The organism is Kitasatospora sp. NPDC006697 (assembly GCF_042869935.1).
GTDB lineage: Bacteria > Actinomycetota > Actinomycetes > Streptomycetales > Streptomycetaceae > Kitasatospora.
On record NZ_JBIAGU010000004.1, the window covers coordinates 172,371 to 188,003 of the forward strand.

The 15,633-nt window shown below is 72.2% G+C and carries 11 protein-coding genes; 6 read left to right on the forward strand and 5 right to left on the reverse strand.

The window, feature by feature from the left end; genetic code table 11:
* The first annotated feature begins 55 nt into the window (after positions 1 to 55).
* Positions 56 to 1,249 (forward strand): anion permease, encoded by a 1,194-nt coding sequence (locus ACFYNO_RS07860; protein ID WP_388007015.1) that lies wholly within the window; start codon positions 56 to 58, stop codon positions 1,247 to 1,249.
* Positions 1,250 to 1,260: 11 nt separating this feature from the next.
* The gene (locus ACFYNO_RS07865; RefSeq protein WP_388007018.1) at positions 1,261 to 1,494 is read left to right on the forward strand and encodes a hypothetical protein; all 234 of its coding nucleotides are present in this window, start codon (positions 1,261 to 1,263) and stop codon (positions 1,492 to 1,494) included.
* A 73-nt stretch (positions 1,495 to 1,567) separates the two neighbouring features.
* Here the strand turns inward: ACFYNO_RS07865 and ACFYNO_RS07870 are convergent, their stop codons facing one another.
* Both ACFYNO_RS07870 and ACFYNO_RS07875 read right to left on the reverse strand, forming a co-directional pair.
* Positions 1,568 to 3,178: an MDR family MFS transporter gene (locus tag ACFYNO_RS07870; RefSeq protein ID WP_388007021.1), complete on the reverse strand. Its 1,611-nt coding sequence runs from the start codon at positions 3,176 to 3,178 to the stop codon at positions 1,568 to 1,570.
* Between the two features lie 95 nt (positions 3,179 to 3,273).
* Positions 3,274 to 3,762: a MarR family winged helix-turn-helix transcriptional regulator gene (locus ACFYNO_RS07875; RefSeq protein ID WP_388007024.1), complete on the reverse strand. Its 489-nt coding sequence runs from the start codon at positions 3,760 to 3,762 to the stop codon at positions 3,274 to 3,276.
* A 169-nt stretch (positions 3,763 to 3,931) separates the two neighbouring features.
* On the opposite strand from ACFYNO_RS07875, the gene ACFYNO_RS07880 reads away from it, so the two are divergent.
* A complete protein-coding gene (locus ACFYNO_RS07880) occupies positions 3,932 to 4,969 on the forward strand; it encodes a DUF3533 domain-containing protein (RefSeq protein ID WP_388007027.1) in 1,038 nt (345 codons plus the stop codon).
* An 11-nt stretch (positions 4,970 to 4,980) separates the two neighbouring features.
* On the opposite strand, the gene ACFYNO_RS07885 is transcribed toward ACFYNO_RS07880, so the two are convergent.
* The 3 genes from ACFYNO_RS07885 to ACFYNO_RS07895 form a co-directional block, all read right to left on the reverse strand.
* A complete protein-coding gene (locus ACFYNO_RS07885) occupies positions 4,981 to 5,508 on the reverse strand; it encodes a GtrA family protein (RefSeq protein ID WP_388007030.1) in 528 nt (175 codons plus the stop codon).
* A 167-nt stretch (positions 5,509 to 5,675) separates the two neighbouring features.
* Positions 5,676 to 8,096 (reverse strand): endopeptidase La, encoded by a 2,421-nt coding sequence (lon, locus tag ACFYNO_RS07890; protein ID WP_388007033.1) that lies wholly within the window; start codon positions 8,094 to 8,096, stop codon positions 5,676 to 5,678.
* A 141-nt stretch (positions 8,097 to 8,237) separates the two neighbouring features.
* On the reverse strand, positions 8,238 to 8,999 hold the full coding sequence (locus ACFYNO_RS07895; protein ID WP_388007036.1) for a rhomboid-like protein: 762 nt from the start codon (positions 8,997 to 8,999) through the stop codon (positions 8,238 to 8,240).
* Positions 9,000 to 9,530: 531 nt separating this feature from the next.
* Here ACFYNO_RS07895 and ACFYNO_RS07900 point away from each other — a divergent pair.
* From ACFYNO_RS07900 to ACFYNO_RS07910, 3 genes are all read left to right on the forward strand, one after another.
* Positions 9,531 to 10,262: a response regulator transcription factor gene (locus ACFYNO_RS07900; protein ID WP_180356578.1), complete on the forward strand. Its 732-nt coding sequence runs from the start codon at positions 9,531 to 9,533 to the stop codon at positions 10,260 to 10,262.
* 55 nt (positions 10,263 to 10,317) lie between these two features.
* On the forward strand, positions 10,318 to 11,460 hold the full coding sequence (locus ACFYNO_RS07905) for an ATP-binding protein (protein ID WP_388007040.1): 1,143 nt from the start codon (positions 10,318 to 10,320) through the stop codon (positions 11,458 to 11,460).
* A gap of 396 nt (positions 11,461 to 11,856) precedes the next feature.
* Complete coding sequence (locus tag ACFYNO_RS07910) at positions 11,857 to 15,630, forward strand: multifunctional oxoglutarate decarboxylase/oxoglutarate dehydrogenase thiamine pyrophosphate-binding subunit/dihydrolipoyllysine-residue succinyltransferase subunit (protein WP_388007043.1); 3,774 nt, start codon at positions 11,857 to 11,859, stop codon at positions 15,628 to 15,630.
* The last annotated feature ends 3 nt before the right edge of the window (positions 15,631 to 15,633 follow it).

Consider the following 15,633-nt stretch of genomic DNA (forward strand, 5'->3'; position numbering starts at 1 on the left):
ACAGCAGGACCCGTCAGACCACGTCAGCTCGACACCTACGACGATTGTTTGGTTCATGGAACACATCACGTTCCTGGTGGCGGTGGTGATCGTCACGGCGCTCGCCTTCGACTTCACCAACGGCTTCCACGACACCGCCAACGCGATGGCCACCTCCATCGCCACCGGCGCCCTGCGGCCCAAGGTCGCCGTCGCCATCTCGGCGGTGCTCAACTTCGCCGGGGCCTTCCTGTCGGTGAAGGTGGCCGGCACCATCTCCGGCGGCATCGTGAACGAGAAGGCCGGCCTGCACCCCTCGGTGATCTTCGCCGCGCTCGCCGGTGCCATCCTCTGGAACCTGCTCACCTGGCTGCGCGGCCTGCCGTCCAGCTCCTCGCACGCGCTCTACGGCGGCCTGATCGGCGCGACCGTGGTCGGTGCGGGCCTGCACGCGGTGAACTTCAGCACCGTGGTCACCAAGATCCTGATCCCGGCCGTGGCCTCCCCGCTGGTGGCCGGCCTGGCCGCCTGGGGCGCCACCAAGGCCGCCTACCTGATCACCCGCAGCGCGGGCGAGAAGACCACCGAGAAGGCCTTCCGCCGCGGCCAGACCGTCTCGGCCTCGCTGGTCTCGCTCGCCCACGGCACCAACGACGCCCAGAAGACCATGGGCATCATCACCCTCACCCTGGTCTCGGTCGGCGCGCTGCCCAAGCACTCGCTGCCCCCCACCTGGGTGATCGCTGCGGCCGGCGCCGCGATCGCGCTCGGCACCTACATGGGCGGCTGGCGGATCATCCGCAGCATGGGCAAGGGCCTGACCGAGGTCCGCCCGCCGCAGGGCTTCGCCGCCGAGAGCGCCACCACCGCGGTGATCCTCACCTCCTCGCACATGGGCTACGGCCTCTCCACCACCCAGGTGGTCTCCGGCGGCATCATGGGCGCCGGCCTGGGCGGCCCGCAGGGCAAGGTGCACTGGGCGATGGCCCGCCGGATGGTCTACACCTGGGGCCTGACCCTGCCCGCCGCCGCGCTGGTCTCCGGCGCCGCCGCCTTCGTCGCCGACCGCGGCACCTGGGGCGTGCTGCTGGTGGGCGCCGCGCTGGCGGCCGGCTCCGGGGCGATGTGGCTGCTCTCCCGGCGCCAGCCGGTCACCGCGGACAACGTCAACGAGGTCACCCCGGTCGAGACCATCCCGGTCGCGGTCGGCCCGGCCCAGCCGGCCGGCCAGGCCGCGCCGTCCGCCGCCACCACCACCGTCGCCGCCTGAGGAGGGCCGCCGTGCACATCAACTGGAACGCCCTGGGCAGCACCGCCGCCGTCAGCTTCCTGGTCACCGTCGGCGTGGTCGCCTGCTTCGCGCTGGGCATCCTGGCGCTCGCCCGCCGGGAGGCCGCTACGGCCGCCGGCGGCCCGGCCGGCGGCCGCGGCCCGCTGGCGCTGGCCGGCGCCGGGCTCTGCTTCGCCGCCTGCGCGGCGGTGGTCGGCTACGGGATCAGCCTGATCGCGGGCTGACCCCGGAGAACGCGGAAGGGCCGCGTGGTGGAGGCTTCCACCACGCGGCCCTTCCGCGTTCCGCGACGGCCCGTCAGACCCGCTCGCCGGCGGGCGCGGCGGCCGCCTGCTGCGCCTGTTCGGACGGCGCGGCCTTGGCCCGCAGCGGCACCTCGCGGATGAACAGCACCGCCAGGAAGGCCAGCGCGGCGGCCGGCGCGGCGACCAGGAAGACGGTGCCGACCCCGTGCCCGAAGGCATCGGTGACCAGCGGCACCAGCGGCGCGGGCAGGGTGTGCAGGTCCGGCAGCTCGCCGCCGGGGAGCGCCCCGCCGGCCACCGGCAGGTGGGCGTGCGCCAGGTTCTCCGCCAGGTAGTGGCTGACCCGGTTGCCGAGCAGCGCGCCCAGCGCCGAGACGCCCATCGCACCGCCCATGGTGCGGAAGAAGGTGACGGCCGAGCTGGCGGTGCCCAGTTCCTTGACGGGCACCGTGTTCTGCACCGCGAGCACCAGGTTCTGCGAGGTCAGGCCGAGGCCCACGCCGGTGAACGCCATGTAGAGCGAGAGCAGCCCGTAGCCGGTGTCCGCCCGGGCGGTGCCGAGCAGCGCCAGGCCCAGGGCGAGCAGGAAGGTGCCGGCCACCAGGTAGCGCTTCCACTTGCCGTAGCGGGTGATCAGCCGGCCGGCCACCGCGGAGGAGACGGCCAGGCCCAGGATCATCGGCAGGGTCAGCAGACCGGCCATGGTCGGGGTCTTGCCCTTGGCCAGCTGGAAGTACTGGCCGAGGAAGGTGGTGGTGCCGTACATCCCGATGCCGACCAGCGCGCTGGCCACCGCGGCCAGGCTGACGGTGCGGAAGCGGAACAGGCTCAGCGGGATCACCGGCTCGGCGGCCCGGCGCTCGGTCAGCACGAAGAGCACCACGAGCAGCAGCCCGCCGCCGACCATCGCCGCGGTCTGCCAGGAGCCCCAGGCGTAGTTCTTGCCGGCCAGCGAGACCCAGATCATCAGCAGGCTGACGGCGGCGGCGATCAGCAGCGCACCGAGGTAGTCGATCTTCGCGGCCCGCTTGACCACCGGCAGGTGCAGGGTGCGCTGCAGCACCGCGATGGCGATCAGCGAGAACGGGATGCCCACGTAGAAGCACCAGCGCCAGCCCAGCCAGGAGGTGTCCACGATCACCCCGCCGATCAGCGGGCCGCCGATCGTGGCCAGCGCGAAGACGGCGCCGAAGTAGCCGCTGTACCGGCCGCGCTCGCGCGGCGGGACCATCGCCGCCAGGCAGATCTGACCGAGCGCCACCACGCCGCCGGCACCGATGCCCTGCAGCACCCGGCAGGCGATCAGCTCGCCCGGGTTCTGCGAGAGGCCGGCCAGCGCCGAGGAGACGATGTACATCACCAGCGCGATCTGCACCAGCAGCTTCTTGCTCACCAGGTCGGAGAGCTTGCCCCAGATCGGCGTGGAGGCGGTCAGCGAGAGCAGCGCCGCGGTGATCACCCAGGTGTAGGCGGACTCGCCGCCGTGCAGGTCGTTGAGGATGGTCGGCAGCGCGTTGGAGACGATCGTCGAGGAGAGGACCGCCACGAAGAGGCCGATCAGCAGGCCGGAGAGGGCCTCCAGGACCTCCCGGTGGCTCATCGGTCGGGCGTCGTCCGGCGCGCCGCCGTGCGGGGGGCGGTGCGCCGCTGCTGCGGATGTCATGGGCCGGTCCTTCGAAGGTTCGACGGTGAGATTCGTTGCCTTAGGCAACTATATGGATAATAGTTGACCCGGGCAACCTTCTTCTCGATCCCGCCTCAGCCCTCGGGGTCGGCCAGCTCCACCGGCGGCACCTCGGCCACCGACTCGTTGAACCGCGCCAGCAGTTCGGCGAACCGGCTGAGGTCGCCCGGCTCCCAGCCGCCCAGCATCTCCCGGAACGAGGCCAGCCGCGCCTCGTGCGCCCGGCCGTAGCGCCGCGCGCCGTCCTCGGTCAGCGAGACCAGCGAGGCCCGGCCGTCCAGCGGGTCCGGCTCCCGGGAGACCAGCCGCAGCTCCTCCAGCGCCTTGATCTGCCGGCTGATGGTGGCCTTGCCCACGCCGAAGTGGCTGCCCACGTCGGTCACCCGGACCTGCCCGGCCTCGGCGAGGTGGGCCAGCAGCGAGTAGGCCATGCCCTCCAGCTGCGGGTGGACCAGCCGGGACATCTCGGCCGAGCGCGCCCGGCCGCGGCGGAACATCACCGCCACCTCGCGCTCCACCGCCCGGAACTCGGCCTCCTGCCGCACCGTCAGCTGCCCGTCCACCCTCACCGTCCCGATCGGCCGACCGCGCCGGGGCCCGACGCGCGATCAGTATCCACCAGCACCACCGGACGGCCGGACGGCGCGGGAGAGCGGCCGAGCAGCCCATTCATGCTATGAAGTGTCCGGTTAATCCCGTTTCACCCCGCTCTGCCTTCCGGAGGGTCGCTCGATGCCAGGATTCGTCGCCGAACTGAAGGACGCGGTCTCCGGACGGGCCGCCCTGCTGGTCTTCGCCACCCTGCTGCTGCAGCTCGGCTTCGTCCTCTCCTATGTCGGCGCACTGCACCACCCGGCCCCGCACCGGCTCTCGATCGGCGTCGCCGCGCCGGCGCAGGTACAGCCCAAGCTGCTGGGCGCGCTCGCCCAGGTGCCGAACGAGGCGGTCAAGCCGGTCGCGGTGGCGAGCGCGGCGGACGCGGAGTCCCGGATCAAGGACCAGAAGATCTACGCGGCGCTGGTCTTCGACCCGTCGTCCTCCCAGGACGTGCTGCTGGTCGCCAACGCCCGCGGGCCGGCCGCCGCGGTGGCCGCCGAGTCCATCGTCACCTCGCTGGAGCAGACCCAGAGCCGCACCGTGCAGGTCCGCGACGTGGTGCCGCTGGCCACCGGGGACGCCAAGGGGCTGTCCTCGTTCTACCTGGTGATCGGCTGGTGCGTGGGCGGCTACCTGGTCGCCTCGATCCTCGGGATCAGCGCCGGCTCGCGGCCCGCCAACCTCAACCGGGCGGTGATCCGCACCGGGGTGCTGGCGCTCTACTCGATCGGCGCCGGCCTCGGCGGCGCGCTGATCGTCGGTCCGATCCTGGGCGCGCTGCCCGGCAGCATCGCCGGTCTCTGGTGGGTCGGCAGCCTGGTGGTCTTCGCGGTGGGCACCGTCACCATGGCCATGGAGTGCCTCTTCGACGTGGTCGGCATCGGCCTGGCGGTGCTGGTCTTCGTGGTGCTGGGCAACCCCAGCGCGGGCGGGGTCTACCCGACCCCGCTGATGCCGCCGTTCTGGCGGGCCTTCGGCGCCTGGCTGCCGAACGGCGCGGGCACCGACGCCACCCGCTCGATCGCCTACTTCGGCGCCGGCAACCTGCTCCAGCCGCTGCTGGTGCTCTCGGCCTGGACCGCGGTGGGCCTGGCGGTCACCATGGCCGCGGTGATCCTGCGCCCGCGGGGCGGCCGTCCGATGGCAGCCACCCCGCCGTCCGTCGCCGCCTGAGCGGCGGTCGGTCAGCCGACCCGCGCGGGCGGCTCGGTCCGCTTGTCCTCGGCCTCGGTGTAGCGGGTGGTGGTGAAGACGAACTTCTTCATCGCCCAGTAGCGGAACGCCATCGCGACCAGGGTGCCCAGGATGATGCCGCTGAGGAAGTCGGCCGCCTCCTGGGTGAAGTGGCTCACGCTCGGCTCGCGCAGGTTGAAGACGTACCGGCTGACCAGCAGCGGCAGGTCGTTCACGCCGACTGCGATCGCGCTGACCAGGATGAACGGGATGGCCTCCTTGTGGCTCCCCTCCGAGCGGAAGGACCAGGCCCGGTTCCACAGGTAGGAGACCACCGTCGCGGCGGCGGTGCCGATGGTCAGCGCGACCACCGGCTTGTTCTGGCAGACGGTGTACTTGAGCCCGTAGTTGATCACCATGGTCAGCAGGAAGCAGGTTCCACCCACCACGAGGAACTTCACCAGGCTGCGGTGCTGCACCAGGAACGGGCGCAGCGGCCCCGGCACCTTGGCCAGGGCTTTCTGTGTACGCGATGGCATTGGCGCAGTGTCGCACAGGAACCCGAGCCGCCGTCACCCGACTCCCCGCCTCGACACGCCGCGGCGGTGCCGGTGGGGACGCTGGGGGTGTGGTAGCGCACCGGGGGCCGGAAAGCGGGCGGGCCCGGCGGACCGCGAAGGGTCCGCCGGGCCCACTGACGGCCTGGTCAGGCCGCCGCCACCAGCACCTCGGCCGGCTCCAGGGCCAGCGCCAGCACCTCCCGCACGTCCGACACCGGGTGCACGGTCAGGCGCTCCAGCACCTCGGCCGGCACGTCGTCCAGGTCGGGCTCGTTCCGCTTGGGGATCACCACGGTGGTGATCCCGGCCCGGTCCGCGGCGAGCAGCTTCTGCTTCACCCCGCCGATCGGCAGCACCCGGCCGGTGAGCGAGACCTCACCGGTCATCGCCACGTCGGTGCGGACCTTGCGGCCGGAGAGCAGCGAGGCCAGCGCCGTGGTCATGGTGATGCCGGCGCTCGGGCCGTCCTTGGGGACGGCGCCGGCGGGGACGTGCAGGTGGATGCCGCGCTCCCGCAGCCCGGTCACCGGCAGCTCCAGCTCCGCGCCGCGCGAGCGCAGGTAGGAGAGGGCGATGTGCGCGGACTCCTTCATCACGTCGCCCAGCTGGCCGGTCAGGGTCAGGCCGGTGGAGCCGGTCTCCGCGTCGGCCAGCGAGGCCTCGATGTAGAGGACGTCGCCGCCCGCCCCGGTGACCGCCAGGCCGGTGGCCACGCCGGGCACCGCGGTGCGCCGCTCGGCCGGCTCCTGGGCCGCCTCCGGGGTGTGGTGCGGCCGGCCGATCAGCCCGCGCAGGTCAGCGGCGCCGATCGCGGTGGGCAGCTCGCGCTCGCCCAGCTCGCTCTGCGCGGCGACCTTGCGCAGGATCCGGGCGACCGCCCGCTCCAGGTTCCGCACGCCGGCCTCGCGGGTGTACTCGGCGGCCAGCCTGCGCAGCGCGTCCTCGCCGACCGAGACGTTCTCCGGGGTCAGCCCCGCGCGCTCCAGCTGCCGGGGCAGCAGGTGGTCGCGGGCGATGACGACCTTCTCGTCCTCGGTGTAGCCGTCCAGCCGGACCAGCTCCATCCGGTCCAGCAGCGGCTCCGGGATGGCCTCCAGCACATTGGCGGTGGCCAGGAAGACCACGTCGGAGAGGTCCAGCTCGACCTCCAGGTAGTGGTCCCGGAAGGTGTGGTTCTGCGCCGGGTCCAGCACCTCGAGCAGGGCGGCCGCCGGGTCGCCGCGGTAGTCCGAGCCGACCTTGTCGATCTCGTCCAGCAGCACCACCGGGTTCATCGAGCCGGCCTCCTTGACGGCCCGGACGATCCGGCCGGGCAGCGCGCCGACGTAGGTGCGCCGGTGGCCGCGGATCTCCGCCTCGTCCCGGACGCCGCCGAGCGCGACCCGGACGAAGTCGCGGCCCATCGCGCGGGCCACGCTCTCGCCGAGCGAGGTCTTGCCGACCCCGGGCGGGCCGACCAGCGCCAGCACCGCGCCTCCGCGGCGGCCGCCGACCAGGGTCAGCCCCTGGTCCGCCCGGCGCTTGCGCACCGCCAGGTACTCGACGATCCGGTCCTTCACGTCGGACAGGCCGGCGTGGTCGGCGTCCAGCACGGCGCGGGCGCCGGCGATGTCGTAGGCGTCCTCGCTGCGCGCGTTCCAGGGCAGCTCCAGCACGGTGTCCAGCCAGGTGCGGATCCACGACCCCTCGGGCGACTGGTCGGAGGAGCGCTCCAGCTTGTCGACCTCCTTGAGGGCCGCCTCGCGCACCTTCTCCGGCAGGTCGGCGGACTCCACCCGGGCCCGGTAGTCGTCCTCCTCGGAGGCGGACTCGCCGTTCAGCTCGGCCAGCTCCTTGCGCACCGCCTCCAGCTGGCGGCGGAGCAGGAACTCCTTCTGCTGCTTGGCCACGCCCTCTTCGACGTCCTTGCGGATGGTGTCGTTGACCTCCTCCTCCGCGAGGTGGTCCTTGAGCAGCTGCAGCGCGTACTCCAGCCGGGCCAGCTGGTCGGCCTCCAGCAGCACCTTGAGCTTCTGCTCGGCGCTGACGAAGGGCGCGTAGCCGATGTTGTCGGCCAGCTCGCCGACGCCCTCGATGGCGGCCACCCGGTCGACGATCTGCCAGGCGCCGCGCTTGCGCAGCCACTCGGTGGAGACGGCCTTGTACTCCTTGGCCAGCTCGGCGGCCCGGCCGCCGACCGGCAGGCCCACCGAGGACTCCTTGAACGGCGTGGTCTCCACCCAGAGCGCGGCGCCGGGGCCGGTGGTGCCGGCGCCGATCCGCACCCGCCGGACCGCCCGGACCAGCGCGGCCGGCTCCCCGTCGGCCAGCCGGCCGACCTGCTCGACGGTGGCCAGCGCGCCGACCGACGCGTACGAGCCGTCCAGCCGCGGCACCAGCAGCACCTGCGGCTTGCCGCCCTGGCCGGAGGCGGTGTCCACCGACGTGCGCGCGGCGGAGCGGGCGGCCTCCACGGCGGCCCGCACCTCGGTGTCCTTGAGGTCCAGCGGCACCACCATGCCGGGCAGCACCACCTCGTCGTCGAGGGGCAGCACGGGCAGAGTGAGCGGAGCGGACGTCGATGCCATGATCTCTCCCCAGTCAGTGAACTTGAGTCGATCTGACTAAGGAATGGCGGGGTGCAGATGTTCCCCGGCCGCTGTTCGCCCTGAGCGATCAATCAATCAAGCGGCCGGACACGGAATGCGGAGGGGCGGGGGAGCCGGGGGTCAGACCCGGTCGAGCGCCGGCTTGCGCATCCGCGGCAGCCGGGCGGCCAGCCGGCGCGGCCCGCCGGACCGGCCGGGCGGGCGCCGCAGCACGCCCCACAGCGCCACCCCGACCAGCAGCGCGGTCGGGTGGCCGATCATCGTGACCAGGTCCTGGTCGCTCTGGATCTGGTGCAGGATCAGCAGCACCCCGCCGCCCAGTGCCAGCAGCCGCCCGACGGGCCGGAACTGGCCCGCGAGCGCGCCGAGGCTGGCCAGCACCCCGTAGCTGACCCCGATGTCCAGCTCGTCCAGCAGGCCGGCCGGCGCCTTGCCGGCGGCCACCGCCACGGCCACGACCGCCTGCGAGAGCAGGGTGCCGACCACGTGCCCGGACCAGAAGACCAGCGCCGCCCGGCGCCAGCCGACCCGGCGCTCCAGCGGCGCCACCGTGAAGGCGAAGCCCCACAGGTAGGGCATCCAGACCGGCCCGGCCACCCAGAGGCCGCTCATCAGCAGCGAGCGCAGGGGGGTGTGCAGCAGGTGGTGGCCGTCGGTGCTGGACATCGTCTGCAGCTGGCGGACCAGCGCCGGGTCCCCGAACCGCGCGAAGACCGTGGTGCCCGCCAGCAGCGCGAGGTAGGCCAGCGCGAACGGGTTGCGCCGGGGCGTGGGCATCCGGTCCAGCACCCATTCCAACGGGCCGGAGCGCAGCCCCAGCCGCAGTCCGGCATAGGGCGCCATCGCGCCGCGCCGCCCGGGGACGCCGGGTGCCTCAGCCATTCCGCCTCCGTCCCGTACCGCCCCGCCGGGCCCGCCTCGGCCCGCCCTCGGCGGCACGCTAGCTCCGCGTGCACACCGTGCCATCGCTGGCCGGTTTCGTCCACGGTACGGGTCAGGCGTGAGAGCCGTCTGAGGAACGCTTCCGCCTGCCCGTAACGGCAGTTCAGCCATTGGTACGGACCATTCCCGATCCATCCTGGCTGCCGGGGGCGGCTGCGCGTCAGCGCATACACACCGTTACGGTGATGCGACATGGACGGGTAAGGTAGCGCCCCGTGCCGGTCCCCGGGGCGTGCGCACGACCGGTTCGACCCGGAAATCCGCGGTCCGCCTGTCGAGCTTCGCCCGGGGTCCGTACCCTGCGAGGGTGTGCATGTCGGACGGTGGCCCAGCAACCGTCGTCCGACCGGGTCGGCGGAGCCCGGGGCGATCTCGACCGGCACGGAACAACAACGACGGAACAAGACTACGAGCGGTGCCCGCCACTCCCACAGATGGCGGCCCGCAGGCCCTGGGGGCGGTGGCGTGACCGTGACAGAAATTCAACAGGACACCGGTACGAGCGGTGTGATCGCACAGCGACGCGTTCTGGTGGTGGAGGACGAACCCACCATCGCCGAGTCCATCGCGGCCCGGCTGGGCGCGGAGGGATTCAAGGTGGCCGTCGCGCACGACGGCCCCGGCGCCGTCGACGGCTTCCACACCTGGCAGCCCGATCTGGTGGTGCTCGACATCATGCTGCCCGGCTTCGACGGTCTGGAGGTCTGCCGCCGGATCCAGGCGCAGCGCCCGGTGCCGGTGCTGATGCTGACCGCCCGGGACGACGAGACCGACCTGCTGGTCGGCCTCGGCGTGGGCGCCGACGACTACATGACCAAGCCGTTCTCGATGCGCGAGCTGGCTGCCCGGGTGAACGTGCTGCTGCGCCGGGTCGAACGGGCCCAGCAGGCGGCCCGCACACCCGCGCTGGGCAGCCTGCGGTTCGGCGAGCTGGAGATCGACCACGTGCAGCGCCGGGTCCGGCTGGGCTCGGGCGACGTCCACCTGACGCCGACCGAGTTCGACCTGCTGGCCTGCCTGGCCGCCCAGCCGCGCGCGGTGCTCACCCGCGAGCAGCTGCTGGCCGAGGTCTGGGACTGGACCGACGCCTCCGGCACCCGCACCGTGGACAGCCACGTGAAGGCGCTGCGGCGCAAGATCGGCGCGACCTGGATCCGCACCGTGCACGGTGTGGGCTACGCGCTGGAAGCCCCGGTGGGATGACGGCGCCGCACGCGGCGCACCCGGCGGCCCGGACGGCCCCGGGGGCAGGGCACCGATGACGACCAGCAGCTCCGAGCCCGATCCCGCGGCGCGGCACGGCCGGACCGGCCGTTTCGCGGCCAGGGCGTGGCAGGCGGTCCGACCGCTCGACCCAGCCCGCTCCATCAAGGGCAAGCTGGGCCTGCTGGTCACCATCGCGGTGGCGATCGCCACCGGCCTGATGGTGATCGCGATCCGCTCCGAGACCCAGGTGCGGGTGATCCTGGTCTTCTCGATGATCGCCTCGCTGCTCTTCATGCAGATCCTGGCGCACACCCTGACGGCGCCACTGCGGGAGATGACGGCGGCGGCCCGGGCGATGGCCGGCGGCGACTACAGCCGCCGGGTCAAGGCGCCCTCCCGCGACGAGATCGGCGAACTGGCGGCCACCTTCAACCAGATGGCGGCCGATCTGGAGGCCGCCGACCGGCACCGGCGGGAGCTGGTGGCCAACGTCTCGCACGAGCTGCGCACGCCGATCGCCGCGCTGCAGGCGGTGCTGGAGAACATGGTGGACGGCGTGGTGCCGCCCGACTCCGCCACCCTGGGCGCGGCGCTGGAGCAGACCGAGCGGCTGGGCCGGCTGGTCACCCACCTGCTCGACCTGTCCAAGCTGGACGACGGGGTGGTGCCGCTGGACGCCCGGCAGTTCGAGGTGGCGCCGTTCCTGGCGGGAGTGCTGCGCGGGCTGACCGTGGACGGCGCGACCGCCGGCGGCGCCTGGAGCCGGCGCGGTGACGTGCGGCTCAGCCTGGACGTGCAGCCGCAGGGCCTGACCGCGGTCGCCGACCCGGAGCGGCTGCACCAGGTGGTCGCCAACCTGGTGGACAACGCCTGCAAGCACTCCCCCGCGGACGGCCTGGTGACCGTCCGGGCCCGGGCCGGCGAGGGACAGCAGGCGCTGCTGCTGGAGGTCGAGGACCAGGGTCCCGGCATCCCGGCGCAGGACCGCACCCGGGTCTTCGACCGGTTCAGCCGGTCCGGCAGCGCCACCGCGGCCGGTCCCGGCAGCGACGGCGGCACCGGGCTGGGCCTGGCGATCGCGCGCTGGGCGGTGGACCTGCACGGCGGCCGGATCGCGGTGGCCGACGGCACCCAGGGCTGCCTGATCCAGGTGGTGCTGCCGGGCGGCGCGCTGTCGCTGCCGCAGCCGCGCTGAACCGCCCCGGCGCGGGGGTCACGGGGGCCGCTCCCCGGGACCCCCGCGGTGTTAGTTACGGCACACCGGCGACACGCACCATCCACCCGGTCCAGCCTTGTCACACAATTGCGACATCTCGGTGCTCGACAGCCGAAGACTGATCGCATCCGGTCGATCAGGCAGGAATTTGTCCTGTTTGGATGCGATGTGGGGGCATTTCCTCACCCGCGGAACGGGGCCCTTTTCCCCGCCAAACCGCACTTCTAACGCAAAAAACCGGCCAATCTCGCTCAGCGGACTGTGATCTGGACGACGCCGGGGCCCCGGGGACTGCGCGATCACTGGTCAGGGGCGTAGCCTTAATCCCCGCTGTCCAAACATCCCAAAAGGAAGCGGAAGAGGGCGGTTGCCGCCGTGTCGCCACAGTCCCCTGAAACCCCCAACAGCTCGGCCCCACGCAGTGCGGAGAAGCCCAGTGGCTTCGGTCCCAATGAGTGGCTCGTCGACGAGATCTACCAGCAGTACCTCCAGGACCCCAACTCGGTCGACCGAGCCTGGTGGGACTTTTTCGCCGACTACAAGCCCGGTACCGAGGTGACCTCAGTGACCCAGGCCGTGACCCCGGGCGGCTCCGTGCCGGCCCCCGTCGCCGCCCCTGCTCCCGCTGCCGCCCCCGTGGCGGCTGCCCCGGCCGCCGCTCCGGCAGCTGCGCCCGCCCCCGCGGCGCCCGCACCTGTCGCCGCCGCGCCGCTGGCAGCCCCGCCGGCCGCGCCGCCGGCCCCCAAGGCCGCCGCGCCGGCGCCCGCCCCGGCGGCCGCGAGCACCGGTCCCGAGCTGGTCCCGCTGCGCGGCCCGGCGAAGGCCGTCGCCACCAACATGGACGCCTCGCTGGAGGTCCCGACCGCGACCTCGGTGCGCGCCGTCCCGGCGAAGCTGCTGATCGACAACCGCATCGTCATCAACAACCACCTGCAGCGCGCCCGCGGCGGCAAGGTCTCCTTCACGCACCTGATCGGCTACGCCATGGTGCAGGCGCTGAAGGCGACCCCGGGGATGAACCACAGCTACCAGGTGAAGGACGGCAAGTCCTTCCTGGTCAAGCCGGACCACGTGAACCTGGGCCTGGCGATCGACCTGGTGAAGCCGAACGGCGACCGGCAGCTGGTCGTCGCGGCCATCAAGAAGGCCGAGACCCTGGACTTCTTCGGCTTCTGGCAGGCCTACGAGGACATCGTCCGCCGGGCCCGCGCCAACAAGCTGACCATGGACGACTTCACCGGCGTCACGGTCTCGCTGACCAACCCGGGCGGCATCGGCACCGTGCACTCGGTCCCGCGCCTGATGCAGGGTCAGGGCACCATCCTCGGCGTCGGCGCGATGGAGTACCCGGCCGAGTTCCAGGGCACCTCGCAGGAGACCCTGTCCCGGCTCGGCGTCTCCAAGATCATGACGCTGACCTCGACCTACGACCACCGGGTCATCCAGGGCGCCGCCTCCGGCGAGTTCCTGCGCGCGATCCACCAGCTGCTGCTGGGCGAGCACGGCTTCTACGACGAGGTCTTCGAGTCGCTGCGGATCCCGTACGAGCCGGTCCGCTGGGCCACCGACGTGGCCACCACCCACGAGGACGAGGTCAACAAGACCGCCCGCGTGATGGAGCTCATCCACTCCTACCGGGTCCGCGGCCACCTGATGGCCGACACCGACCCGCTGGAGTACAAGCAGCGCAAGCACCCCGACCTGGACGTGGTCCAGCACGGCCTCACCCTGTGGGACCTGGAGCGCGAGTTCGCGGTCGGCGGCTTCGGCGGCCAGAAGATGATGAAGCTGCGCGACATCCTCGGCCTGCTGCGCAACACCTACTGCCGCACCGTCGGCATCGAGTACATGCACATCCAGGACCCGAAGCAGCGCAAGTGGCTGCAGGAGCGCCTGGAGAAGCCGTACACCAAGCCGGAGCGCGAGGAGCAGCTGCGGATCCTGCGCCGGCTGAACTCGGCCGAGGCGTTCGAGACCTTCCTGCAGACCAAGTACGTCGGCCAGAAGCGGTTCTCGCTGGAGGGCGGCGAGTCGCTGATCCCGCTGCTCGACGCGACGATCGACGCGGCCGCCGAGCACCGCCTGGACGAGGCCGTGATCGGCATGGCCCACCGCGGCCGTCTCAACGTGCTGGCGAACATCGTCGGCAAGCCGTACGGCAAGATCTTCGGCGAGTTCGAGGGCAACCTGGACCCGAAGTCGATGCACGGCTCCGGCGACGTCAAGTACCACCTGGGCTCCGAGGGCACCTTCACCGGCCTGGACGGCGAGACCATCAAGGTGTCGCTGGCCGCCAACCCGTCCCACCTGGAGACGGTGGACCCGGTGGTCGAGGGCATCGCCCGGGCCAAGCAGGACATCCTGGACCAGGGCGGCACCACCTTCCCGGTGCTGCCGATCCAGATCCACGGCGACGCGGCCTTCGCCGGCCAGGGCGTGGTCGCGGAGACCCTGAACATGTCGCAGCTGCGCGGCTACCGCACCGGCGGCACCGTGCACATCGTGGTGAACAACCAGGTCGGCTTCACCGCCGCCCCGGCCTCCAGCCGCTCCTCGATGTACTGCACCGACGTGGCGCGGATGATCGAGGCCCCGATCTTCCACGTGAACGGCGACGACCCGGAGGCCGTGGTCCGCGTCGCGCGACTGGCCTTCGAGTTCCGCCAGGCGTTCCACAAGGACATCGTGATCGACCTCATCTGCTACCGCCGCCGCGGTCACAACGAGGCCGACAACCCGTCCTTCACCCAGCCGCTGATGTACGACCTGATCGACAAGAAGCGCTCGGTGCGCAAGCTCTACACCGAGGGCCTGATCGGTCGCGGCGACATCACCATGGAAGAGGCGGAGCAGGCGCTCCAGGACTTCCAGGGCCAGCTGGAGAAGGTCTTCGCCGAGGTCCGCGACGCGGCCGGCGCCCAGGGCGCGGCTCCGGCCGGCCGTCCGGTCGCCGACTTCCCGGTCAGCATCCAGACCGGCATCTCGCAGGAGATGGTGAAGCGGATCGCCGCCTCGCAGACCAACCTGCCGGAGTGGCTGACCGTGCACCCGCGCCTGCTGCCGCAGCTGCAGCGCCGGGCCGCCTCGATCGAGGACAACACCATCGACTGGGCCACCGGCGAGATGCTCGCCATCGGCTCGCTGCTGATGGAGGGCCACCCGGTCCGGCTGGCCGGCCAGGACAGCCGCCGCGGCACCTTCGGCCAGCGCCACGCGGTGCTGATCGACCGGGTGACCGGCGAGGACTACACCCCGCTGCTCTACCTGACCGAGGACCAGGCCCGGTTCACCGTCTACGACAGCCTGCTGTCGGAGTACGCGGCGATGGGCTTCGAGTACGGCTACTCGCTGACCCGCCCGAACGCGCTGGTCATGTGGGAGGCGCAGTTCGGCGACTTCGTCAACGGCGCGCAGACCGTGGTCGACGAGTACATCGCCTCGGCCGAGCAGAAGTGGGGCCAGCACTCCGGCGTCACCCTGCTGCTGCCGCACGGCATGGAGGGCCAGGGCCCGGACCACTCGTCCGCCCGCCCGGAGCGCTTCCTGCAGCTGTGCGCGGACAACAACATGACGGTCGCGATGCCGACCTCGCCGTCGAACTACTTCCACCTGCTGCGCTGGCAGGTGCACAACCCGCACCACAAGCCGCTGGTCGTCTTCACCCCGAAGTCGATGCTCCGGCTCAAGGCGGCGGCGAGTGCGGCGGAGGAGTTCACCTCGGGCTCGTTCCGCCCGGTGCTCGGCGACACCACGGTCGACCCGCAGCAGGTCCGCAAGGTGGTGATCACCGCCGGCAAGTTCTACTACGACCTGGAGGCGACCCGCGCCGAGCGCGGCATCACCGACACGGCGATCGTCCGGGTCGAGCGGCTCTACCCGCTGCCGATCGCGGAGCTCCAGGAGGAGCTGGCCCGCTACGGCGAGGAGGTCCAGTTCGTCTGGGCCCAGGAGGAGCCGGCCAACCAGGGTGCCTGGCCGTTCATCGCGATGAACCTGATCGACCACCTCGACGTGGTGATCGGCCGCAAGGCCGGCGCGGCCCGGCTGCGCCGGGTGGCCCGTCCGGCCGCCTCCGCCCCGGCGGTGGGCTCGGCCAAGCGCCACGCGGTGGAGCAGCAGGCCGTGCTCGACGAGGTCTTCTCGATCTGACGG